A 22,786-nucleotide genomic window follows, 5' to 3' on the forward strand; every position below is an offset into this window, starting at 1 on the left:
TTTTTTGAAATACTAGCTTCAAGGAGGAGATATTGTGCGAATTATAATCTTATTTTTAAGTGTATTCATGTTAGGAGGATGTAACTTCTTTCAAAAAGAAAAGATTCCTGTAAGTGCACCTGAAGCATTGTCGGCAAAGGCAATTATGTATGATACGAATGAAAAGCTGGTTGGTGAAATTGTTTTTACGGAGACAACTAAAGGAGTGGAACTAACAGCTATTCTAAATAGTTTGCCTCCAGGTGACCACGGAATCCATTTACATGAGTTTGGTAAATGTGACCCTCCTAAATTTGAATCAGCGGGAGCACACTTTAATCCAACTGATAAAAAGCATGGGGTGGAGAATCCTTCAGGGCCACATGTTGGTGACTTACCGAATATAACTGCGGATGAATCAGGTGAAGTACATTTAAACTTTATAACGGCTGACTTCACATTAAAAAAAGGCGAGAAAAATTCTTTATTTGATGAAGATGGCACGTCTGTCGTTATTCATGAAAAAGCAGATGACTATAAAACAGATCCATCCGGTAATTCGGGAGCCCGTATAGTTTGCGGTGTCGTCGAATAAATAACCATATTAAGATATATCATGTGCATTCCGTACATGATATTTTTTTATGGAATAAAATTTATCAAATATAAATATCAAATAACTTATTCATAAATATCTCTTTAGTGAAAAACTACATTTCACAGCATTTTGACGGTTTTATTAGAATAATATAATTATTTGAAAAATGAGACTTTTGAAATATTAATTGACTTTTGAATATTATTCTATGTAAAATGTATCCATATTAGGTGTAAAGGGGGAAATTTTATGTTCAAATCTAAAAATATGCTATTCGTATTAGTACTAAGTGTATTTATGTTAGTGCTAGCTGCTTGTGGCAGTGATGATGAAGACACATCTACAACTGATACTGAGTCCAACTCAGGTGATGCAGCAACGGAAGCGGATTATGGTGATGTTAAATTTTTAAGTATTTTAACAGGTGGTACGCAAGGGACTTACTATCCATTAGGTGGTACGTTTGCGGACTTAATCACAACTGATACTGGGGTAAAAACAACTGCGGAAGTATCACAGGCTTCTGCTGCAAATATGACGGCGTTAGCTGATGGCAAGGGAGAAATTGCCTTCGTTCAAACAGATATCGCATACTATGCAACACAAGGTACTTTAATGTTTGAAGGGCAAAAAATCGACTCTGTAGTAGCATTAGGTGCTTTATATCCAGAGACAGTTCAATTAGTAACATTAGCTGATTCAGGTATTAAAACTTTTGCAGACTTAAAAGGTAAAAAAGTTTCTGTAGGTGCACCAGGTTCAGGTACTTATGCAAACGCTGAGCAATTATTAGAAATCCACGGTTTATCAATTAAAGACGATATTCAAGCGCAAAATTTAGACTTCGGTGAATCAACTGATGGTATTCAATCAGGTCAAATTGATGCAGCATTCATTACAGCTGGTTACCCAACTGGTGCTGTAGAAGCGTTAAATGCAACAAATGGTGTAACTATTATACCGGTTGAAGCAGATAAAGCAGAAGAATTAATCGCGAAATACCCATACTACGCAGTGGATAAGATCCCTTCAGGCACATATGGTTTGGAATCTGATGTCCCAGCTGTATCAGTAGGTGCGATGTTAGCGGTTCAAAAAGACCTGCCAGAAGATTTAGTATATGCCATGACGAAAGCTATTTATGACAACACGGATAAAATTGGTCATGCTAAAGGCGAATTCATTAAAGCTGAAACAGGCTTAGACGGAATCGGTATTGAAGTTCACCCAGGTGCACAACGATACTTTGATGAAGTTAAGTAGTAACAAGAAACAAGGGCCTCTGTTGCAAAAAAATGCTTCAGAGGTCTTTTATATCTATACCTTATTAGTGCAAGGGTGTCTTTTTAAGCGGGGGATCCAGATGAAAAAGTGGTTATTAATAATCCTTGCTTTATCCGTTAGTGCGCTTTTTTTTATTCCTTTTGAGCGTAGTATCACTTTTACGGAGACTAAAACTGAACAACCGGAGCAGTTTTTTTTGCCGTTAAAAAACGAAGATACATTTCAACTCGTCTTTACGCATTCCATTCATTTAACTGATGTGATAGAAAGTTATGAAGTGCTTCCTACCAACAATCTTCAATTACTCTCAATGGAATATTCGGATGTGGCTATCGGTATGCCAAGTTATGCGGAGGAAGGGCAAACGCTTCACTATGAAAATGGCGTCTATACCCTTAAATATATGGACGCAAAATTAAAAGAATTTACGCTACATATTGGGGATGTCGACTATAAATTGGATCTCCAGCATAAAGGTAGAATTATACCTTTAAAGGAGCAATTAGTACGTGGGAAATCCTATTTGATAAAAGTGAAAAACTTGTCTTTATATGACAAAATGAAAGGAGTCGAATTAAATGACTGATAAAAAAATGGCAGGAACTTCAGAGGAATTAAACGAAGCGCTTACGCTAAAACAGCAGCAGGAGTTACTGGAGAAATACGATATAGAATCGAATCAGCGTAACCCGCAAAATATTATGAAGCATTTCATCTATTTTGGTTTACTGGCATTTACACTGTTCCAATTGTACACAGCCATATTCGGACAGTTTCCAGCTCAGATTCAGCGTACAGTGCACATAGGATTTGCTTTAACTTTTGTATTTTTACTATTCCCGGCAAGTCGTAAGCTATCAAAACGCTCCATTCCATTTTATGATTATATTTTAGCAGCTATAGCTATTTTTGTTGGAAGTTACTGGGTGTTGAATTATGACCGACTTGTTCAAAGTTTAGGGAAGTTGGAAACATTAGATTTCGTTGTGGGGCTTTTAGCAATTATTATTGTGTTGGAAGGGGCACGTCGAGCGGTAGGATTACCAATCGCCATTATCGCCGGGCTGTTTTTACTTTATGCATTTTATGGTCAGTACATGCCGGACTTTATGGCACATCGCGGACAAAGCTTAGATAGCATTGTTAACTTAATGTACTTCTCGACAGATGGTATTTTAGGTACACCGCTAGCAGTATCTTCTACATTCATTTTTGCTTTCCTGTTATTCGGTGCATTTCTTGTTAAAACAGGTGTAGGGGAATATTTTAATGATTTAGCTATTTCACTCGCAGGTAAATTAGTAGGTGGTCCAGCTAAAGTAGCGATTTTTTCATCTGCATTACAAGGAACAATTTCAGGGAGCTCTGTAGCCAACGTAGTAACTTCAGGTTCTTATACAATCCCTATGATGAAACGTCTTGGTTATAATAAAAACTTCGCAGGTGCTGTAGAGGCTTCAGCATCCACTGGTGGTCAATTGATGCCTCCGATTATGGGAGCAGCCGCGTTCTTAATGGTTGAGTTTATTGGACGTGGAATAACGTATTGGGATATCGCCAAAGCAGCTGCAATTCCGGCATTACTATATTTTGCAGGGATCTGGATTATGACGCACTTTGAAGCGAAGCGATTAGGTTTACGTGGTCTGACGGATGATGAAATGCCGGACCGCTCGCATGTATTAAAGAAAATTTATTTATTAGTTCCAATCGTGTTAATTATTGTACTGATGATGTCAGGCATACCGGTAATTCACGCTGCCCTTTATGGGATCTTAGCATGTATCATTGTAGGTTTTATTAATCCTGATGTGAAGTTCGGCTTTAAGGAAATCATTGACGGGCTGGTTGATGGTGCACGTTCAGCATTAGCAGTAGCAGCAGCAACGGCATGTGCCGGAATTATTGTAGGGGTTGTTGTAAAAACTGGTTTAGGACTATCTCTTGCAAACAGTTTAGTTAAACTGGCAGGTGGTAGTATTATTATTACATTGTTCTTCGTAATGATTGCATCATTAATTTTAGGTATGGGTGCACCTACGACAGCAAACTATGTAATTACATCAACAATCGCTGCTCCGGCAATTATTGCGTTATTGGCGCCAGATGTACCAGCAAGTGCAGCACCAATTATTGTTGTATTATCAGCACACTTCTTTGTATTTTATTTCGGTATTATTGCAGATATAACACCACCAGTCGCGCTCGCCGCCTTTGCAGCATCGGGTATATCAGGTGGAGATCCGATTCGTACAGGTGTAAACTCGGCTAAACTGGCAATTGCTGCCTTCATTATTCCATATATGATCATCTTCTCACCGGCATTGCTAATGATTGATGTAACAATCTGGCAAATTGGTTGGGTAGTATTTACGGCATTAATGGGTATGATCGCAATAGGTGTTGGGGTTATCGGTTATTGGTATCGTTCGGTAAATTGGATTGAACGTATTGTTTTATTAGCTGCGGGTCTAGCAATGATTTACCCAGAGTCAATGACAGATACATTAGGTTTAGCTGTCTTTGTAATTATGTTTATTATTCAATGGATGACAAGGAATAAAAAAACAACATCAAAAATAGCGGTTTCTTAAAATACGGAAGAGCGTTTGAATATTAAATTCAGGCGCTCTTTTAATTTATCTCAAAATAAGATGGATTTAATACTATTTATGCATATACAGCTAATAATAGTTGATTTTATAAAAAATCCATTATATTATTTAAATTAACTAAAAATTCTAATAATTAAAAAGAGGTGGATGTGGATGACAACAATTTTAAAATCAATGCTTGAGACATACTTGTTCGATGAAGAGATGGACTTCGAATCAACGGAGCAGCAAGAGGTGTTGGAAAATGAAGAGCGTACTCAATACCCAAATGGATTTTTCTCAAGCCTATAATATAATTTTTGATATGCATAATTTTTTCAGAACTTACCGGTGTCTATCCAATTAAGCAATTAGGATAGATACCTTTTTAATTTTACGCGAGCATTGAGACTTTGGCAGTTGAAGTTTCATTTTATTGGGCAGTAATAATGTAGATTATAAATATTGTACTGTATAATAGGGATACTAAATAATATTCGAGGTGCGTTTCATGTTAGCAGTAGATTCAACGGAGCAAATGATTTTTGATTGGTTTCAGTATTTCCATGCAAATCCTGAAATAAGCTGGAAGGAAGTTAATACGACAGCTAAAATAGCTGAAATATTAGATGAGATGGGCGTAAACTATAAAAGGTTTGACGATGTGACAGGGCTTGTCGCAGAAATTGGGCAAGGTGACGAGACAGTCGCGGTTCGTGCAGATATTGATGCACTTTGGCAAGAAGTAGACGGCGTGATGCAGGCGAACCATTCTTGTGGACATGATGCAAATATCTCAATCGTTTTGGGGGCGCTCTATGCATTAAAAAATGAATCGTTAAAGAAGAAAATACGATTTATTTTCCAACCGGCTGAAGAAACAGGTGGTGGAGCGTTAGCAATGATTGAGCGCGGTGTTATAGAAGATGTAACACATTTATTTGGCGTGCATTTACGTCCAATGGAAGAGCTCCCTTTAGGGAAAGTTGCTCCGGCCATTTATCATGGGGCTGCTGCATTTTTATCAGGAACAATTACTGGAATTGATGCACATGGTGCTCGACCACATCAAGGGAAAAATGCAATAGATGTAATTGTAGCGATTCAGCACATGTTGAAAAATATTCATATTGACCCATTTGAAGTGTATTCCGCTAAGTTAACGAAGATTGTAGCGGATGGTGGAAGTGTGAATATTATTCCGGGCAATGCAAGCTTTTCGATTGATGTACGTGCTCAAAAAAATGAAGTCCTAACAAAAGTGCAAAACTATGTGGAAAAAGGTTTAAAGCAAATTGCAGAGATGTTCGATATTGATGTTGCTTCTGACTGGTTAGATGTCACACCGGGCGCGGAAGTATCAAAGGAAGCGGCTGCTTTAGCGGAGCGCTCAATTATCGAAGCATTGGGACAACAAAGTTTAGCAGAAGCAGTCGTAACACCGGGCAGCGATGATTTCCATTTTTATACGATAAAAAATCCACAATTGAAGGCAACGATGATTGGGGTCGGTGCAAATCTTGGACCTGGTCTTCATCACCCGAAAATGTCGTTTGATGAAAAGGCATTAATTGATGGAGTAAAAGTAATAGCCATGACGTTAAAAAATTGCGCAAATGAATAATGAGTTGAAGCGATGCTATGAAGTGTAGCATCGTTTTTTGTTTGGAAGAAGCGGGGGGGTAGTGGATATTAGAAAAGTTGAAGCGGATATTAGAAAACTTGGAATGTTTATTAGAAAGTACTTTGTATTTATTTGAACTTTTGACCACTTTATTAGCACATAGGCAAAGTTTATTAGCAACTCAGAAATTTATTAGAACTTTTCAGATTTTATTAGAAAAAGCAATTCACTTATTAGAAAACATCTACGCTCCGACACCCTTAAATTAAAAAAGTGCCGTTATTGAACGACACTTAAATTATCTATTATTTTATCGGACAGAATCCACAAGCCATTAAGCCAGGAATATCCTTCGAGAAGCAACAGCTTTTTCTAACTGGCTGATTAATTAGTGCAGATGGACTTTTTCCACCTGTGTATTTTAAAAACAATGATTTATCTGAGAAGTAGCGCCAAACCTCTTTCCCTTCAAGCAATTCCAAATCCTCAAAGGCGCGGTCTGCCAGTGCCGGGTTTTCGAGCAATGTATGGTAGTGCCAAAGCATATAGCCGAAAATATTCTCCCATAAAATTAGTGGCGAAATTGTCGTCGTTTTACGTAACTGACCAATAATGACCGACGCTTTATATAAAATATCGGTAATTACACGCTCGCGTTCATCATCTTCCACATAGCGGAAATCATTCGGATTAATATACATACCAAGTGTGTGAATCCCATACTCCTGAACAATCGCAAATCTTAAATTTTCAGGCTTGCCATCCCAGATCTCATCGTAAGTTGTCAGCATATAAAACTGCATTGCCACAAACATGCCATAGCGACGACCAAAGTGGGAAATGGCCGCAGTTTCTGTTGCAGCATTTGTTATCCCCATCATTAAATTACGAAAGTCGGTTAAATAAAAATCTTTATGTAAATTGGCCAATGTAAATAATGGACGGTCTGGTTCCTCTGTAAAAATACTGTAAGAATTTAATTGTCGAACTTGATCATATGAAAGTGCAGGCATTCCAATCACCTTTTCTTAAAAATTGTTTACCTTTACTATAACATTTCTCTTCACAAACGAGTGGAAAAACGCTACTATAAACTAAACATATAAGAAAGGTTGGTTTTAAGATGGAACCTATTTCTATTCCAAGACCGTTAGTTCGATTAAATCAATGGACTATTTTTCTATCTGTCATATTTACATGGGTGACGGGACAATACTGGCTTTTAGCAATTCCTTTAATAGCGAATTTACTTGGAATCTTTACTGGATTTAATCCGATTATGCGAATAGCCAGGTCATTTTTAACGAAAGATTTAAAATCCTATATTCCTGAAGATGTTGCTCAGCAAAAGTTTAATTCGACGATTGCTAGTATTTGTTTAGCAGGGGGATTACTAGGATTTGTATTCCAACTTCCAATCGTAGCCTATAGTTTTACAATAATGGTGGCAGTAGCATCATTTGTTGCGATTTTAGGGTTTTGTGTAGGTTGCTTTATTCATTTTCAATGGAAACAGTTCCAATACCGTCGTTCTATTAGAAATACTTAAAAATTTTTTGAATTATATTGACAATGATAGTGATAATCATTATCATTATAAATGTAGCAAGATTTTATTTGTAATACAGTACAAATAAGTCTGAGCTAACCGCTTTCTCCAGGAGCTAGTTAGCTCAGAAAATATTATTCTAAACCCCCTCATTTAGAATGTAAGTTTGACAGTGTGTCAGACTCTGAGTTTTTCACCCTTTATTTTCATCTAGTTTACTTCCTTTTTGGAAGACCCGTTACCCGTATCAGCAAATTGATACGGGTATTTTTGTTGCAAAAAAAAATAAAAACTTTTGAAACTAATTTTGAATTTTTCCGTCTGTACGTTGCTTTAAAAGAAAAGCTAACGGAGGAAATTATGAAAAAGGTTATTACTGTAGGGGTATTTGCTGCTTGTGTATTATTGATAGCAATTCAATATAAAAGTTTTGGTCAAAATATTGAAAGGGTTGTCGCTAACGAAAACGAGGTTGTTCAAGTGGATAATGACTTCCAAATTGAACAAGCGACACATTTGTTTGAAAAAGTTCTTCTTATAGAAGAAGCACAGCCAATTTATATGAAAGGGGAGGCTCTTGTTGAAATTGGAACTGTACAGCCAGGTGCATCTTTTGCCATTGCAAGTGAAGATGAGCTTTTTTATGAATTGCGGTTCGGTAAAATAACAGCCTTTATAAAAAAGGGAAGTGCAACCGTTGAAAAACGAGAAATTCAAGCATTAGTCAATAAAGAGGTGACAGGTTCAATCAAGGCAGACGAAAGAGTGGCTGTCTATGAAGAAACAAGCTTTGATAGCACGGTTATGCTTCAGCTTGCACAAGGATTTCGCTTTCCGATAGTGGGAGAAATAGGGGATTGGTTTATTGTAAAAATTGGCGAGCGTGCGGGTTATATACATAGTCAATCAGTTGAAATAGATGAAGGTATTCCGGTTTTAGTGTATCATCATATTTTACCGAAAGAAGAGATGGTGACAGAGGTGAGTACTGTCTCGGTTGAATCATTTGAGCAGCAAATGGTCTTTTTGGCCGATGAGCAATTTGAAACAATTACAACAGCACAGCTTTACGATTATTTGGAAGGTCGCCAAATTCTTTCAACCAATTCGGTACTAATTACTTTTGATGATGGTCTGCTATCGACGAAGGAATATGCCTACCCAATTTTAAAGAAACATGGGTTTACAGCAGTACAGCATATTATCTCCTCTCGAACGAATCGTTATGAAGGCGAGCAGGTTTTTAATAGTGAAGGACCACTTCAGTTTTTTACGGAATATGAGATGGAACAATTAGCAGATGTATTTTATTATGAGGCTCATACAGATGGTTTGCATCGCCTCAATAGTGAAACAGGGCTTGGTGTAGCACTTGAACTGTCGGCTTCTGAAATTGCAGCGGACTTAAAACGAAATGTTGCAACGCTTAAACATGCGACATCGTTAGCATATCCATTCGGTCATTATAATGAAAAGATGATTATAGCGATGAAGGAAGTAGGGCTATTAATCGGCTTTACGACAAATGAAGGCTATGCAAATATGGAGCAATCAAATTATGAAGTAAACCGTTTTGGGGTAACGGAAAACAAAACATATGAGCAGTTCACTTCCTATGTAAAGGGGGTGTTCTGAAATAGAAAGATAGAAGGTGTTAATAGCTAATATGAAAGATTTTGACGCCATATTAGATGAGCATACGCGCTATTTAGTGCGCATCGCATATTTGTACGTGAAAAATTGGGCTACCGCAGAGGATATCGTACAAGAAGTATTTGTGACATACTACCAAAAGAGCGATCAATTTCGCAACGAATCATCGTTGAAAACGTATTTAACTAAAATGACTGCCAACCGGGCAAAAGACTATTTACGCTCGTGGAAACATAAAAAGGATGTTTTCTTTGATACGGTTTTTGCACAGACAAAGGGTGCGGATGAAGAAATCATACAAAAACAGCAGCTCGCTTCTCTCGAACAAAAGTTATTCCAGCTACCACTGAAATACCGTGAGCCACTCATTTTATATTATTATAACGAGCAGTCGATTGCGGAAATTGCATTATTTTTGGAACTTAATGAAAATACGGTGAAAACGCGTCTGCGTCGAGCAAAGCAGCAATTAAAAGAGTTTTTTAACGAAGAGGAAATGGAGGGATGATGCATGGATCCATTTAAAAAGCAGCTGGATGACATGATGGGTGATACAAACTTGCAGGAAAGCAGAATAAAACAGCGTGTGAAAGAAGATTTAACGACACCAAAAACAAAGCGTTCATGGCATGTACAAGTAGTGACAGCAGCTGTTGCAGCGGTTGCGGTATTCCTATTTATGACAGCAGCTCCTTTTACCCAAAATTCAGCAAATGAAGGGCGGGGCGTCCCTTATGATCCGCTTGATGATTTGGCGCAAATCGCAACCCTTCAAAAATCGAAACAACTATCAACCATTGATTATGATGCTTTCGCACAGCTACCAGTGCTTGAAGAATTAACAGATTTACAATATATCGATAAGGATTCCTTTTCAATTGCAGGGAAAGAGGAACTTTATCATACGGTTATTGAACGACAATCTAATTTATTTGATGAGGTCGTATATAAAGCAGGCGATATTGTTCGAACGATGACAAATACGAGCAGTCATTTGCCTATTTATGAAAATGCCTACTATGAAGTGATCGCTGTGCCGGGAGACCGGGTCGTTTTGCAGAACGGCAAGCTAACAGTGAATGGGAAGCCTGTCCAATCGGAACTAATGGCATTGTATGAGGATAACGGCAATACGATTGCAGGCGGCTATGACCAATTATTGAACGCACGGGAATATTTTTTAGTAAATCATTTCCCAGCTGAAAATACTTTGCAGGCAGGAACGATTACGGCTGTGCATAAAATTTATGGGGAAGTAGTAGGGTTGGCTCAGCAAAATAAGACGGATTCCATTTATTTTGAGTTGTCAAATGACTATACACCGGACCAATATTTCGATTTATATTTATATGACCAGATTTTTGGAGAAGGAACAATAAGTGAAAGATTGTCCGCCCAAGATAGTGCATTTCCGCATGCAAATCGCTTAGGGGAGCTGTTTTTAGAGGCGTCTTACCGCAGTGTTACGTATCTATCCGACACAGAAGTAGAAATTCGCTACCAATATGGTCGTGAAGGGGTTGGGGAATATGTATTTAAAATGTATAAAGATCAGACAGGCGTATGGCAATGGGGATTATAAAAAATGGGTAGTGACAAAAACTGTCGCTACCCATTTTCGTTTTTCAGCTGTAGTCTTTTTCTATTTACTAGTACTGTATGATAACTATGAATGAGCAATCCAATGATGATGACAGCTAAACCTGCTAAAGCGAGTGGCTTTGGTAACGGGGCATTAAGTAACATCATTTCACCCATCACCACAAAGAGAACTTGGATGGATTGGGTTGCTTCTACAGCGGCAAGTTTCCCTTGATCATGTCGTACGCGGTCAGTAGCGATAAAGAATAATACAGTGGCAATTACGCCGGATGATACCGCCACAAGAAGTGATTGGTATAGTTGACTGGCAGATGGTAAACCAACTGTAAAGAAAGCATAAACTGCGAGTAGTACCCAAATTGGTAAAGAAGCAATTGTCATACCGAGCACACGTTGGAATGGATCAACTCTTCCGCCGCAAAGTGCCATCATTTTTCGATTGCCGAGTGGATAAGCAAAGGCAGCTATAATGACAGGAATTGTTCCAAGAAGTAGACTTTTCGCTGAAACAGTTTGTGCTTGTGGAATTTGTATCATAAAAATACCGATTAAAATAATGCCCGAAATACTTAATGATATCAGTGGTATTTTCGCCCGAACTTTCTTTCCGTCAATGGTGGAAAGGAAAAGTGGTGCAAGAAGTAGACCAGCTACAATGGTAAATTGCCATGTACCCGATACGAGCCACCCAGGTCCATACGCAGCAGCAAATGTAAGAGGGGCATAAAATAGTACAAAGCCTATAAAGCTCCATCCAACCCATGCAACGGGGCTTTCCTTCATTTCATTTGATAAAATCCGAAATCCATTTTTCCCCCGAATAGCGACGATTGCTATTAAAAAGGGAACCATAAAGAAGTAACGAAGGGAAGAGCTCCAAAGCCAGCTGCCTCCCTCCAGTTCCATAGAACGGTTTAAAATAAACGTAACAGCAAAAAATAATGAAGCTAAAATGCCAATGAATATCTCCTTCATTTCACACCACCTAAATAGTTATAATTTTCCGTCTATTAAGTATGTAAAAAAATGGAGCGAGTTCAGTCGCTCCATTAATTTTAGTTGCGTTGTTCAAACAGCTGAACGATTTCAATAATGACTTCTGTAGCCTTTTCCATCGTTTCCGCTGATACGAATTCATATTTTCCGTGCATATTCTCTCCGCCTGCAAAAATATTTGGAGTTGGCAAGCCCATGTATGATAGCTGCGAACCGTCTGTACCGCCACGAATTGGTTCTACAATTGGAGTAATATCAAATTTAGCAAAAGCATCTTTTACGATATCGACAATTTCCATAACAGGCTCAATTTTTTCGCCCATATTGTAATATTGATCTTCAATTGCTACAGTGATTGCCTCTTTTCCGTACTTTGCTTGCATCTCTTGCCCAACCTTTGCCATATACGCTTTTTTCTCTTCGAATTTTGCGCGATCATGGTCACGGATAATATATGACATCGATGATTCTTCAATGCCACCATTAAAGTGCATTAAATGAATAAAGCCTTCGTAACCGTCTGTTTTTTCAGGAACAGCATCTTTAGGCATTTCGTTTTGGAACTCAATGGCCATTGTAATCGAGTTGACCATTTTATTTTTTGCTGATCCTGGATGGATGTTTGTACCACGCGTCGTTACTTTTACACCAGCAGCATTAAAGCTTTCGTATTGTAATTCTCCTAATGGTCCACCGTCCATTGTATAGGCATAATCTGCACCAAATTTTTCCACATCGAAGTTATGTGGACCGCGCCCGATTTCTTCGTCAGGTGTAAAGGCAACACGAATTTTACCGTGCTTAATTTCAGGGTTGTTAACTAAGTATTCCATCGCCGTTATAATTTCTGCGATGCCGGCTTTATCATCTGCACCTAGTAATGTATTTCCATCTGTCGTAATTAATGTTTGACCTACATAGTTTTTTAAATTCGGGAAGTAGTCTGGTGCCATCACCAAGCCATTTTTCAATGTAATTGCTTCACCGTCATAGTTGTCGATACGCTGTGGCTGTACATTTGTCCCTGTATAGTCAGATGTTGTATCAACATGTGCTAAAAAGCCAAGTGTCGGAACTTCTTTATCTGTGTTTGATTCCAATGTTGCGAAAAGGTAGCCGTTTTCATCTAATGTAATCTCTGTTAAGCCAATCTCCGCTAATTCGTCCTTTAATACATTTAATAAATCAAACTGCTTCATCGTAGAAGGTGTTGTGTCTGAGTTGAAATCTGATTGTGTATCGATTTTTACATAGCGTACTAAACGTTCAATTACTTTTTCTTTCATATGAAAAAGACCCCCTATATACATATTGCTTTTATTGTACACTCTTTATTTCGGTTTTTGAACTAATTTTGAAGTATTGAGCAATGCTGAGCATTAAGAAAAACTGTGCAGCATAATAAGTGAACATGATGAGCTCATGTGCATAGGCAACTTCAAACATAAAACGGTTGATTGCCAAAATGGAATCGGACGCAATAAATAAGGCTGCCCCGATAATTGCAAAGACACTTCCTGTACGAAACGAAGTCCAACCCATTGTCAAAATGACTAAAATATATGCCGTTACCGCAATGGCCAAAACCGTATCACCTTTTTGGAAAAGACTCCCCGCAATCCAAACCATCATGGTAACTCCATATAAACCTAAAATAATCTTCACATAAAGCGGTGTTGTTGCTTTATTCGTAGAACGGAAGGCAAAAATATAAAAAATATGCCCCGTTAGGAAAAAGCTCAGCCCGATGATGAACCATTGCAATGTATAATCACCAATCGCACAGAAGATTAATCCAATTAATATAAGCCAATAATAATTGGATTTAACAGGAACTTTTGTTAAATAGGCGAGCGCGATTAATAAAATCATTGGCAACAGTTTAAATACCATCTTTAACGAACTATCAATCGTCTGAAAAAGAAAAACATAATATAGACCAAGACCAAAGAACAAAATAATTAGTATTTTACGTGCCATCCATTTACCTCCTAAAATAATATTAAAAAGGGCAGAACAAGTAGAAATTTCTGTAATGATCATAATTAAGCACTATACTCGTATTATAGTATATAAAACTATTTATTGAATAATTTACCAAAGAAAAATGCAATATTTAGCTTTTTTATTGCTGTAATGGGATTTTTCTTAATGTTTATGAATCTTTTTTTTTGCTTATTCGTAAAGAGTACAGAGAGAGGTGAGTAATATGGGACAGTTATTGCTAATAACGGCAATTGGTTCACTTTTAATAACATTACTTTTAGTACCGCTAACAAAAAAAGTTAAAAATGATGAACTATCAACAAAAACATTCTCCATACTAGCGATCACAACATTTGTTATAAGTTTTATTTCAGTATTTTTAACGGTTTATATATCTAAAATTGATCTAAGCTGGACAATATTTTTATATGTATTACCCGTAGTGGCGATTGCAGGCGCAATATTTGCAGTCGGTGTTGAACAAAAAATAAAATCAGCAATCGTGCTTGTTGGAATCATCGGAATAGGTTATTTAGTAAGCGCGCCTTTTTTTAACGCTGATGAGAAATTTGAATCTGCACAAATGAAAGAGCAAACTGAAATTTCGCCGTTTGATGAGACGAAAACACCGGCAAGTGTGCCACCGCAATTCGTCAGAAACAAAATGAAAAAAGCATTTGGTCAAGTACCAAACACAAGCTACTATGAATTAGGAAGCTTACAAATTCAAAAAGTAAATGATAAGTATGTGTATATCGCACCTGTGGAATTTTCCGGTGTCTTTAAATGGTTTAATGGAAAAACGACACCAGGCTATTTCACAATGAGTGCGACGGATTCCAGTGATAATCCGAAATTTATTAAATCGGAGATGAGCTATGTTCCATCGGCGTACTTCAATAAAAATCTGGAACGCCACATTCGATTAAATTATCCTACGTTGATTTTTTATGGTGACCCACAATTGGAAATCGACGAAGATGGTCATCCTTATTACATTCGATCATTCGGGGAATTTATTTCTGCGCGTAACGGCTTTGACGTAAAAGGCATTGTGCTTGTCGATGCAAAAACAGGTCAATCTGAAAGGATTGCAACAGCAGACGTTCCAGAATTTATTGATGGCGCAGTATCTCCAGAGACAGTAAGCTTGCAGAACAGTTACTACGGAAACTATGTGCATGGTTTTTGGAATAGTCTTGTCGGTAAAAAGGATGTAAAATTGCCGAGTGATGAAGGTATAGAAGCAAATGTAAGCCCAATCTTTATGGAAGATGGAGAAATGTATTATTTCACTGATTTTACTAGTCCTAAAGAGGGTGTTGATTCAATGCTTGGCTATGCATTGACGCATGCAAGTTCAGGTGAAGCAACTTATTATACAGGGAATTTGGAAGAGTCCTACATGGATTCGCGAGGAGCTCTCGATATAATTGAGAAAAAATTCATCGAAAAAGAATGGAACGGTGAAATGCCGATTCTTTATAACTTTTACGGAGAAGCTAGCTGGCTATCGGCTGTTTTAGATGCAAATGGCTTTTTACAAAACTATTTCATCGTTTCCGCGGCTAATCCGGAAATTTCAGCGTTCGGTACGACACCTAATGAAGCGCTAAGACTATATAAAACCGCACTCAGCAGAGGTGGAAGTACGGTGGATGGCTCTTCGAACGCTGAGGAAGCACAGCTGGCATCAGAAGTTGTCCGTGTTTATAAAGAGCGTGTAGGAGATTTCACCATTGTGACATTCTTAACGACAACAGGGGAAAACTTCATTGTAAGTTCAGAAACAGCACCTTTTGCAATCTACTTGCAGGAAGGCGATAAAGTAGTGCTGACATATTCAAAAACAGGGGAAGATTTCCAACCTGTAAAAGCACTGCAGATTGTAGGACTATAATAAAAATAAAGGAGCATGCCGTAATTTCGGCATCGCTCCTTTATTTTTAGGTGAACTTGTTTTTTGAAAACCTACTATTTCTAATACTCTTGAATAAACTGCATCATTTTTTTATAGCGTTCTTCAATATGATTATCTGAATAAAGTGTAATTGAAAGGAATTTATCGTGTTGTTCTTTTAAAATTGCACGCTCTTTCGCAAATTTCTCTGCTTGTTCGCGTTCGAGAATGTAATGTAAGTGGAAAATTTGCAATAGCGCCACTTCCGGATCTTCCAAATTGCAAACAAACTTAATCTGCCAAATATGTGTATAGGAAATATATTGATTGACATAAGCAGTGATTGCTTCATATTTTTCTTTATTAATATGTGATGCAATATGATTGTGGACATCTCTTAGTGCAGTGTTAATATCGATTATTTGCAACAAATGTTTGCGCACTGTTTTTAAATGTTGACGTTCCAAGGATTTTGCTACAAAACTAGGGGTCATTTTAATTCCTCCCTTTTACTACTGCTGTAACAATATTTTAACAAAACATAATAAAAAAATCTTAGGTATTAAAGATCGAATTAACTACAGCAATAAAATTAATTACCATTATTCTTATATAGAAAGAACTAACATCAAAAATTCCTCTAGTATAATAGGATCCAGTGATAACGTTGGAGAAAAATAAAAAGGGGCTGGGACAAAAGTAGAAATTTCTTTGTATAAGGGAAATATTCTTATTAAGGAATTGATATTATATGAATTGATTGGAGTGAAGGGGCGACTCCTGGGGGAACAGCAAAATTTATTTTGCGACGAGTAACCGCAGGAGCACCGACGCCTGAGACGATCGTGTAAGGCCGTGCCCCCTGAAAGCGTCCCCGTAACGGAAATCAATTCTGGCAGAAGCAGAAAAACATCTATTTTTTCTTTGGAAAAATAGATGTTTTTCATTTTATCCCAGCCTCTTTAGATATTCCTTTATTTCCAGTTAAATCCTTTAGAAGCTAGGAAATCTTTCATATGAGGCCGCTTTTGTTCGATTAAAAAGTCTGCCATTTGCTTTGTCCATGTAGCCATTTTTTGATTAGAAGAACGGCTTGCATAGTAGCTTTCCATCGTTGCATCGTATTCATCTAGAAGAGCGTCATACTTTTCAACGTTGTAGCTGTTTTCATGCAACACGGCATCTACTGGTAAACGCGGTTTTGTTTCGTTTCGTTTTGTAGGTGTCCCGATTGTCATAGCGAATAGCGGAAATACATTTTCCGGCAAGTTGAACAGATCGCTGATTTCCTTTGGATTTGTACGTGCACCGCCAATATAGCAAATACCATAGCCCATTGCTTCTGCTGCCACAACGAAGTTTTGAGCAAATAGTGAAACGTCTGCAACACCTACAAGCACGTTTTCTGCTGAGTCTGTGACAATGTTAACATCATGCTTTTGGCCAGCCGCTTGTAATCGCTTGAAGTCTACGCAAAATAAAAATGAGGCACCAGCTGTTTGGAATTGGAATTCGTTTTTGGATAGCTCACCTAGTTTTGCTTTCTTTTCATCATCCGTTACCCATATAACACTATATGCTTGGACAAAGTGCGAGCTTGCTGCCATTTGAGCAGTCTCAATTAAATCAATGACTGTATCTTTTGAAATTACTTCACCTGTATATTTACGAACAGATGAGTGACTACGTAACAATTCTCTCGTTTCCACATGAACATCTCCCTTTGTATGTAATAGAAAAAGCTTAAAGGAATGATCCTTTAAGCTTATTCTAGTCAATTTTTTACTTGAAGTCGATTATAATAGTCCAATCCATTTCCAGTACGTTGCACTTAGAAGAAGTATTAAAATATAACCAACGATTGTTAGCGGAATACCTGACTTCAAAAAATCCTTTGTTGTAAATGCGCCTGTACCGTAAGCAAGCATGTTTTGCGGTGCGCTTACTGGTAATAGGAATCCGAAGCAAATAACAAATTGCTGGATTAGTACAAAACCAATTTGATTTTCTAAAGGCATCGGTAAACTAATGGCCAATGCGATAAATACGGGAATCAAGGCAGAAGCCAAGCTTGTCGCAGATGCAAAACCTAAATGAATGACAATATTGAAAACAGTAACTAATGCTATGGTAGCTATAATAGGCATCGTCTCTAAGCCAAGTGAGCCGAAAATCGTATTAGACAGCCAGGCTGCACCTTTTGTACCCAAAAGAGTCGTTCCAAGTGAAATACCGACTGCAAAAACAATCAATGTACCCCAGTCAATACGGCTAGAAGCTTCTTTCCAATTAAATACTCCAAGTTTAGGTGTCAATAAAAAGGCAATAGCTAAAATGGTAATCGTTGTCGTATCAAATGGATGCAATTTTCCTTCTGTTGACCAGAAGAATAATAGTAAAACAGAAGTGATGATTAAAGTAATTTCTTTGTGTTTTAAAGGACCAAGATCTTGCAATTGCTTACGGATAATTTCTTTTCCGCCAGCTATATTATCCGTTTCGGGTTTGATTAATTTAATCATAACAAAGAATAATACGAAGGACATGATGACTGAAAACGGCGCGGCATACATAAACCACTTGCCCCAAGAAATATCGACTCCAAATTCAGAGTTAATAAAACCAAGTGCTACTAAGTTTTGCGCTGCAGCAGTTTTAATCCCCACATTCCAAATTGAAACAGCTTGGGTAGCGGTAATAACTAACAACGCTGCAAGTCTACTTTCTTTAGATAATCCAAAAGCCGCAACAACCCCTAATAGAATAGGGACAACTGCACCAGCACGAGCAGTCGCGCTTGGTACAACAAAAGCTAATACAATTGCTACTAAAATAGCCCCTACTACTAATGCTTTCGTTTTTGTTCCAACTAATGATAAAACCCACAGTGCAATACGCTTATGAAGGTTCGTTATTTGCATGGCAGCTGCTAAAAATAATGCAGCCCCGACTAACGCAACCGAGGAACTACTAAATCCACCTAACGCTAATTTTAACGCTTCTTTAGTGCCCATTTGTACGGAAGGATCTTCCATACTCGGAGCCAAACCTAATAAAACAGCGATGGCAGCTAATATCATTGCAGAACTAACCGGATAGGCTACCGCTTCGGTTACCCATAATATAACGGCAAATGCTAAAATAGCTAATGCTCGTTGTCCAACAACGGGAAGATCTCCACCACTATTTGGAAGTAAAACAATGGTAATGAGTGCTGCAAACGCTAAAACTATCCATAATGGTTTTAAATTTCGTTTACTTGTCGCTTCTGTTGCCATACTTAACGCCTCACTTCGTTTAAAGTTTTAGTTAAATAATAAATTAATAAGACAAAATATACCCATTCTTCTAAAAGTAAAATATATTCTTTATTTCCAATTGCAAGGGAAATCCCTTAACAATTATGATTATAGCACTTCCAAAAAATGATACATGTTAATATTTGGTGAATAAATATATTGAGAAAAATTTTGTTTTAAGCAGAAATTGTATAGAATAGTATAATAATTTTAGTGTGGGAAGATAAAATATTTTTATGAATTAATTTAAAATCAGAAAATTTTAATTTTTCGGTTGACTTATAGAATTACTCTGCTTTATACTGAGAATCAACGATGGAACATAAATCACATATCTCTTATCAAGAGCGGCGGAGGGAATAGGCCCTGAGATGCCCGGCAACCAGTAAGTGATGAACTGACTAAGGTGCTAAATCCTACAAAATGGACAATCATTTTGAAAGATAAGAGGAGGCAAACTTGCTCATGCGCAACCCTCTTCTTAACTGAAGAGGGTTTTTTTCATTTAAAAAATCCTCCTCAAAAACACCGATTTCACCATCGAATAATTTTAGGAGGTTATTAGAGTGACGAATTTAAGACCAGAAACTTTATTATTGCACGGGGGGCAAAAGCCAGATCCTGTAACGGGGGCGATTGCAGTTCCTGTATATCGTACAACTGCCTATGCATTCAATGACACTGCTCATGCGCAACGTCTATTTGCATTACAGGAAACTGGCAATATTTATTCTCGTATTATGAATCCTACAGTGGGGGCATTTGAAGAACGGGTTGCTTTACTTGAGGGGGGCACAGCTGCAGTAGGGCTTTCATCTGGCGCAGCAGCAGTGGCATTCTCCATTTTAAATGTAGCCGGTGCAGGAGATGAAATTGTTGCTGCTGGTTCTCTGTACGGAGGAACATACAATTTATTCGCAACTACATTGCCTCGCTACGGCATTACAGTAAAATTTGTGGATGAATCAGATCCTGCAAACTTCCAAGCGGCGATTACTGATAAAACGAAGGCGATCTTCGCTGAAATAATCGGAAATCCAAGCTTGAAAGTACTCGATATTGAAGCAGTAGCAAACATCGCTCATGACAATGGTCTTCCGTTATTAATAGACAGCACATTTGCTTCCCCATATGGAAGTAATCCGATTGAATTCGGCGCGGATGTTGTCATTCATTCTGCAACAAAATGGATTGGCGGTCATGGAACGACGATCGGTGGGATTGTCGTTGATGCTGGAAAGTTTGACTGGACACAAGGAAGACATCCAGGATTTACAGAACCGGATACTTCTTACCATGGTCTACGCTACGGAATTGACACAGCAGGCGCTGCATTTGCGACAAAGCTTCGTGTTCAACTATTGCGTGATTTTGGTCCAACATTATCTGCTGACGCGGCATTTAATTTCCTACAAGGACTAGAAACGCTTCATTTGCGTATTGTCCGTCACAATGAAAACACACAAAAAGTTGCCGAGTATTTAAGAAACCACCCATTTGTGGAATACGTAAATTACAACGGTTTTGAAGATTTTGAGACACATGATTTGGCGAAAAAATATTTGAAAAACGGCTTCGGATCAATCATTACGTTCGGCATTAAAGGTGGACGTGAAGCAGGGCGCCAAGTAATTGATAACGTGGAATTATTCTCGCATGTAGCAAACGTTGGGGATGCTCGTTCATTAATTATCCATCCTGCGAGCACAACGCACCAACAGTTATCTGCTGAAGAATTAAAAACTGCCGGCGTATCGGAAGAGCTCATTCGCTTATCGATCGGGTTAGAAGCAGCAGAAGATATTATCGCGGATTTAGAACAGGCATTAGCGAAAGTTGCGGCTGAAGTAGGCGCAGAGACAAACGTATAAAACTTAAAAAAAGCTTAGCTTTTCCCATTCGAGAAGCTAAGCAATTTTTAGAAAATTAATTCCTACTAATTATATAAGTTTTATTGACAAAGTTAATACCTAGTAATACAATTGGAATAATAAAACTACCAACCAAAATATTTGAAATAATGTTGCAGCATTATTGAAGGAAAAGGAGTTGTTCGACATGGGGAAAGTATACAGTGCACAAAATGTAGCAGCCTACATTATTTATGAATTAAACGAAGTAAAGGAATATGTAAATGCTTGTGCAATTCAGCAAATTTTAGCGGATGTAAATGTCATGTGGCAAAAGGTTTTTGGGCATAGTGCTTTCTCGGAACAAACTCACAATCTGGAAACAACAGGCTATGTCATAAAGGAAGTTGCTGAGGAGTATAACGTTCATGGAAGTGCGCATATTTTAACTCCAGCACGCGAATGGTTTTTAAAATATGGTGAGTTCCAGTTAGTGCAACGCCCATATGCGGTGCCAAACTACTCCGTAAAAGAAGAACTTGTTATGACAAAAATTTTAAATGCGCATCGTTTACGCGTATATAATTCTGTAAATGTAGCAGTATAAAATAACTTTAAACACTAGCCGGAGAATTTCTGCTAGTGTTTTTGTTTACCCGATTTAGCTATTAAACAATAGAATTTAAATGAAATTTGACCGTTTACAGTAAACAAATGTCCTTCTAGGAGAGATTCTCCTTGTTTTCATGTATTATATAGGATAGAATTTCTTTAAGATAAATTATTTGAATTATTCGTCAATATATATGTGTTAAGAATTTGGAGGAGAAAGGCAATGGCAACAATCAAGGCAGCGATCTTAGGATTTGGCACAGTAGGTCAGGGAATTTACCATATTTTAAATGAGAAGAGGCAGGAGCTTCGCGAAAAGCTGGGGGTAGAACTGGAGGTCGCGAAGATTTTAGTAACCGATGCAAGCCGTGAGCGTGTACCGGGAACAAAGCATTTAATGACAGAGTCAATGGATGACGTACTGGCGGAGAGTGACCTGCAAGTAGTATTTGAAGCGATTGTAAATGAAGAACCTGCATTCACATACTTAAAACGTGCTGTTGAGGCGAAATGCCATGTCATTACAGCGAATAAAGTGATGCTTGCGAAACGGGGCGAAGAACTCGAAGCATTAGCAAAGTTAAATGGTGTATTTATCGGCTTTGAGGCAACCGTAGCAGGTGGTGTGCCTATTATAAAAACGATGAAAAACATTCTGCTTGTAAATGAAGTTAGATGTGTACAGGGAATTTTAAATGGAACGACAAACTACATCTTAACTAAAATGCGTGCAGAGGGCTGGAGTTTTGATCAGGCGCTAAAAGAGGCGCAGCAATTAGGCTATGCAGAAGCAGATCCATTTAATGATATTTCGGGTCAAGATGCCTTTAAAAAGCTGATGATTTTATCAAGCTTAGCATTTGGAGAACAACCAAACTGGGCAGATGTAGATGTGATTGGCATTGATACAATATCAGCAGAGCAAGTAGCCGATGCGAAAGCGCAAGGGCTACGCTACCGTCATGTGGCAGAAGTTGAAAAGCTGGAAGATGGTACAATTCATGCAAAAGTTGCACCGCTATTAGTAAATAATGAACATCCACTTTATCCGGTGGATGATGTCTTTAATGCCGTAACGATGGAAACAGACTATATCGGCACATTATCCGTAATCGGACCAGGAGCAGGTATGTATCCGACAGCAAGCGTTATGGTAGAAGATTATGCGGAGATTATTGGCAAACGGGCAGGTTTTACAGTAACAATTTAACAAGAGAGAAGCTATCTCACTTAATGAATTAAATATTATCCATGAAGTAT

Annotated in this window: 21 protein-coding genes and 1 riboswitch; of the genes, 14 read left to right on the forward strand and 7 right to left on the reverse strand. The window is 37.9% G+C overall.

The window, feature by feature from the left end:
• Positions 1-31: 31 nt before the first annotated feature.
• From MKY13_RS01515 to MKY13_RS01540, 6 genes are all read left to right on the forward strand, one after another.
• Positions 32-574 (forward strand): superoxide dismutase family protein, encoded by a 543-nt coding sequence (locus MKY13_RS01515; protein WP_339216826.1) that lies wholly within the window; start codon positions 32-34, stop codon positions 572-574.
• Between the two features lie 252 nt (positions 575-826).
• On the forward strand, positions 827-1,840 hold the full coding sequence (locus tag MKY13_RS01520) for a TAXI family TRAP transporter solute-binding subunit (protein WP_339214889.1): 1,014 nt from the start codon (positions 827-829) through the stop codon (positions 1,838-1,840).
• A gap of 100 nt (positions 1,841-1,940) precedes the next feature.
• Positions 1,941-2,447, forward strand: coding sequence for a DUF1850 domain-containing protein (locus tag MKY13_RS01525; protein WP_191701264.1), 507 nt, complete (start codon positions 1,941-1,943; stop codon positions 2,445-2,447).
• The gene (locus tag MKY13_RS01530) at positions 2,440-4,455 is read left to right on the forward strand and encodes a TRAP transporter permease (protein WP_191701263.1); all 2,016 of its coding nucleotides are present in this window, start codon (positions 2,440-2,442) and stop codon (positions 4,453-4,455) included. Before MKY13_RS01525 ends, MKY13_RS01530 begins: the two co-directional genes overlap by 8 nt.
• A 174-nt stretch (positions 4,456-4,629) precedes the next feature.
• Entirely contained in the window at positions 4,630-4,767 is a 138-nt protein-coding gene (locus MKY13_RS01535) for a hypothetical protein (protein ID WP_191701262.1), read from the forward strand.
• A gap of 199 nt (positions 4,768-4,966) precedes the next feature.
• On the forward strand, positions 4,967-6,079 hold the full coding sequence (locus MKY13_RS01540; RefSeq protein ID WP_339214892.1) for an amidohydrolase: 1,113 nt from the start codon (positions 4,967-4,969) through the stop codon (positions 6,077-6,079).
• Positions 6,080-6,384: 305 nt separating this feature from the next.
• Here the strand turns inward: MKY13_RS01540 and MKY13_RS01545 are convergent, their stop codons facing one another.
• Positions 6,385-7,092 carry a Fe-S oxidoreductase gene (locus tag MKY13_RS01545; protein WP_339214894.1) on the reverse strand — a complete coding sequence of 236 codons (708 nt, stop codon included), beginning with the start codon at positions 7,090-7,092 and terminating at the stop codon, positions 6,385-6,387.
• A 110-nt stretch (positions 7,093-7,202) separates the two neighbouring features.
• Here MKY13_RS01545 and MKY13_RS01550 point away from each other — a divergent pair, with 110 nt between their 5' ends.
• From MKY13_RS01550 to MKY13_RS01565, 4 genes are all read left to right on the forward strand, one after another.
• Complete coding sequence (locus tag MKY13_RS01550) at positions 7,203-7,628, forward strand: DUF4395 domain-containing protein (protein WP_339214896.1); 426 nt, start codon at positions 7,203-7,205, stop codon at positions 7,626-7,628.
• 360 nt (positions 7,629-7,988) lie between these two features.
• The gene (locus MKY13_RS01555; RefSeq protein ID WP_339214898.1) at positions 7,989-9,263 is read left to right on the forward strand and encodes a polysaccharide deacetylase family protein; all 1,275 of its coding nucleotides are present in this window, start codon (positions 7,989-7,991) and stop codon (positions 9,261-9,263) included.
• A 31-nt stretch (positions 9,264-9,294) separates the two neighbouring features.
• Positions 9,295-9,789: a sigma-70 family RNA polymerase sigma factor gene (locus MKY13_RS01560; RefSeq protein ID WP_191701331.1), complete on the forward strand. Its 495-nt coding sequence runs from the start codon at positions 9,295-9,297 to the stop codon at positions 9,787-9,789.
• Between the two features lie 3 nt (positions 9,790-9,792).
• Entirely contained in the window at positions 9,793-10,863 is a 1,071-nt protein-coding gene (locus MKY13_RS01565) for a S26 family signal peptidase (RefSeq protein WP_339214900.1), read from the forward strand.
• 26 nt (positions 10,864-10,889) lie between these two features.
• Here the strand turns inward: MKY13_RS01565 and MKY13_RS01570 are convergent, their stop codons facing one another.
• From MKY13_RS01570 to MKY13_RS01580, 3 genes are all read right to left on the reverse strand, one after another.
• Positions 10,890-11,858: a multidrug resistance efflux transporter family protein gene (locus tag MKY13_RS01570; protein WP_339214902.1), complete on the reverse strand. Its 969-nt coding sequence runs from the start codon at positions 11,856-11,858 to the stop codon at positions 10,890-10,892.
• Positions 11,859-11,938: 80 nt separating this feature from the next.
• Positions 11,939-13,165 carry a peptidase T gene (gene pepT / locus MKY13_RS01575; protein ID WP_339214904.1) on the reverse strand — a complete coding sequence of 409 codons (1,227 nt, stop codon included), beginning with the start codon at positions 13,163-13,165 and terminating at the stop codon, positions 11,939-11,941.
• Between the two features lie 31 nt (positions 13,166-13,196).
• The gene (locus MKY13_RS01580; protein ID WP_339214906.1) at positions 13,197-13,859 is read right to left on the reverse strand and encodes a lysoplasmalogenase; all 663 of its coding nucleotides are present in this window, start codon (positions 13,857-13,859) and stop codon (positions 13,197-13,199) included.
• A 229-nt stretch (positions 13,860-14,088) separates the two neighbouring features.
• Between MKY13_RS01580 and MKY13_RS01585 the strand changes: the two genes are divergently transcribed.
• The gene (locus MKY13_RS01585) at positions 14,089-15,765 is read left to right on the forward strand and encodes a hypothetical protein (protein WP_339214908.1); all 1,677 of its coding nucleotides are present in this window, start codon (positions 14,089-14,091) and stop codon (positions 15,763-15,765) included.
• Between the two features lie 80 nt (positions 15,766-15,845).
• On the opposite strand, the gene MKY13_RS01590 is transcribed toward MKY13_RS01585, so the two are convergent.
• The 3 genes from MKY13_RS01590 to MKY13_RS01600 form a co-directional block, all read right to left on the reverse strand.
• The gene (locus MKY13_RS01590) at positions 15,846-16,259 is read right to left on the reverse strand and encodes a hypothetical protein (RefSeq protein ID WP_339214910.1); all 414 of its coding nucleotides are present in this window, start codon (positions 16,257-16,259) and stop codon (positions 15,846-15,848) included.
• Between the two features lie 480 nt (positions 16,260-16,739).
• On the reverse strand, positions 16,740-17,474 hold the full coding sequence (gene nfsA, locus MKY13_RS01595; protein WP_191701251.1) for an oxygen-insensitive NADPH nitroreductase: 735 nt from the start codon (positions 17,472-17,474) through the stop codon (positions 16,740-16,742).
• Between the two features lie 87 nt (positions 17,475-17,561).
• Positions 17,562-19,043, reverse strand: a complete 1,482-nt coding sequence (locus MKY13_RS01600; protein WP_191701250.1) for a DASS family sodium-coupled anion symporter — start codon at positions 19,041-19,043, stop codon at positions 17,562-17,564.
• 356 nt (positions 19,044-19,399) lie between these two features.
• A riboswitch (SAM riboswitch) is annotated at positions 19,400-19,514 on the forward strand.
• A 116-nt stretch (positions 19,515-19,630) separates the two neighbouring features.
• Between MKY13_RS01600 and MKY13_RS01605 the strand changes: the two genes are divergently transcribed.
• The 3 genes from MKY13_RS01605 to MKY13_RS01615 all read left to right on the forward strand — a co-directional run bounded on the left by MKY13_RS01605 (position 19,631) and on the right by MKY13_RS01615 (position 22,736).
• A complete protein-coding gene (locus tag MKY13_RS01605; RefSeq protein ID WP_191701249.1) occupies positions 19,631-20,935 on the forward strand; it encodes an O-acetylhomoserine aminocarboxypropyltransferase/cysteine synthase family protein in 1,305 nt (434 codons plus the stop codon).
• A 187-nt stretch (positions 20,936-21,122) separates the two neighbouring features.
• Positions 21,123-21,521 (forward strand): hypothetical protein, encoded by a 399-nt coding sequence (locus MKY13_RS01610; RefSeq protein WP_191701248.1) that lies wholly within the window; start codon positions 21,123-21,125, stop codon positions 21,519-21,521.
• Between the two features lie 228 nt (positions 21,522-21,749).
• Positions 21,750-22,736 carry a homoserine dehydrogenase gene (locus MKY13_RS01615; protein ID WP_191701247.1) on the forward strand — a complete coding sequence of 329 codons (987 nt, stop codon included), beginning with the start codon at positions 21,750-21,752 and terminating at the stop codon, positions 22,734-22,736.
• Positions 22,737-22,786: the final 50 nt, after the last annotated feature.

Origin of the sequence: Solibacillus sp. FSL W8-0372 (assembly GCF_037969735.1) — a bacterium.
GTDB classification, from domain to species: domain Bacteria; phylum Bacillota; class Bacilli; order Bacillales_A; family Planococcaceae; genus Solibacillus; species Solibacillus faecavium.

Coding starts and splice junctions, on each gene's coding strand:
- MKY13_RS01520 (WP_339214889.1), top strand. CDS start 827: ATGTTCAAATCTAAAAATATGCTATTCGTATTAGTACTAAGTGTATTT.
- MKY13_RS01525 (WP_191701264.1), top strand. CDS start 1,941: ATGAAAAAGTGGTTATTAATAATCCTTGCTTTATCCGTTAGTGCGCTT.
- MKY13_RS01530 (WP_191701263.1), top strand. CDS start 2,440: ATGACTGATAAAAAAATGGCAGGAACTTCAGAGGAATTAAACGAAGCG.
- MKY13_RS01535 (WP_191701262.1), top strand. CDS start 4,630: ATGACAACAATTTTAAAATCAATGCTTGAGACATACTTGTTCGATGAA.
- MKY13_RS01540 (WP_339214892.1), top strand. CDS start 4,967: ATGTTAGCAGTAGATTCAACGGAGCAAATGATTTTTGATTGGTTTCAG.
- MKY13_RS01545 (WP_339214894.1), bottom strand. CDS start 7,092: ATGCCTGCACTTTCATATGATCAAGTTCGACAATTAAATTCTTACAGT.
- MKY13_RS01550 (WP_339214896.1), top strand. CDS start 7,203: ATGGAACCTATTTCTATTCCAAGACCGTTAGTTCGATTAAATCAATGG.
- MKY13_RS01555 (WP_339214898.1), top strand. CDS start 7,989: ATGAAAAAGGTTATTACTGTAGGGGTATTTGCTGCTTGTGTATTATTG.
- MKY13_RS01560 (WP_191701331.1), top strand. CDS start 9,295: ATGAAAGATTTTGACGCCATATTAGATGAGCATACGCGCTATTTAGTG.
- MKY13_RS01565 (WP_339214900.1), top strand. CDS start 9,793: ATGGATCCATTTAAAAAGCAGCTGGATGACATGATGGGTGATACAAAC.
- MKY13_RS01570 (WP_339214902.1), bottom strand. CDS start 11,858: ATGAAGGAGATATTCATTGGCATTTTAGCTTCATTATTTTTTGCTGTT.
- pepT (WP_339214904.1), bottom strand. CDS start 13,165: ATGAAAGAAAAAGTAATTGAACGTTTAGTACGCTATGTAAAAATCGAT.
- MKY13_RS01580 (WP_339214906.1), bottom strand. CDS start 13,859: ATGGCACGTAAAATACTAATTATTTTGTTCTTTGGTCTTGGTCTATAT.
- MKY13_RS01585 (WP_339214908.1), top strand. CDS start 14,089: ATGGGACAGTTATTGCTAATAACGGCAATTGGTTCACTTTTAATAACA.
- MKY13_RS01590 (WP_339214910.1), bottom strand. CDS start 16,259: ATGACCCCTAGTTTTGTAGCAAAATCCTTGGAACGTCAACATTTAAAA.
- MKY13_RS01600 (WP_191701250.1), bottom strand. CDS start 19,043: ATGGCAACAGAAGCGACAAGTAAACGAAATTTAAAACCATTATGGATA.
- MKY13_RS01610 (WP_191701248.1), top strand. CDS start 21,123: ATGGGGAAAGTATACAGTGCACAAAATGTAGCAGCCTACATTATTTAT.
- MKY13_RS01615 (WP_191701247.1), top strand. CDS start 21,750: ATGGCAACAATCAAGGCAGCGATCTTAGGATTTGGCACAGTAGGTCAG.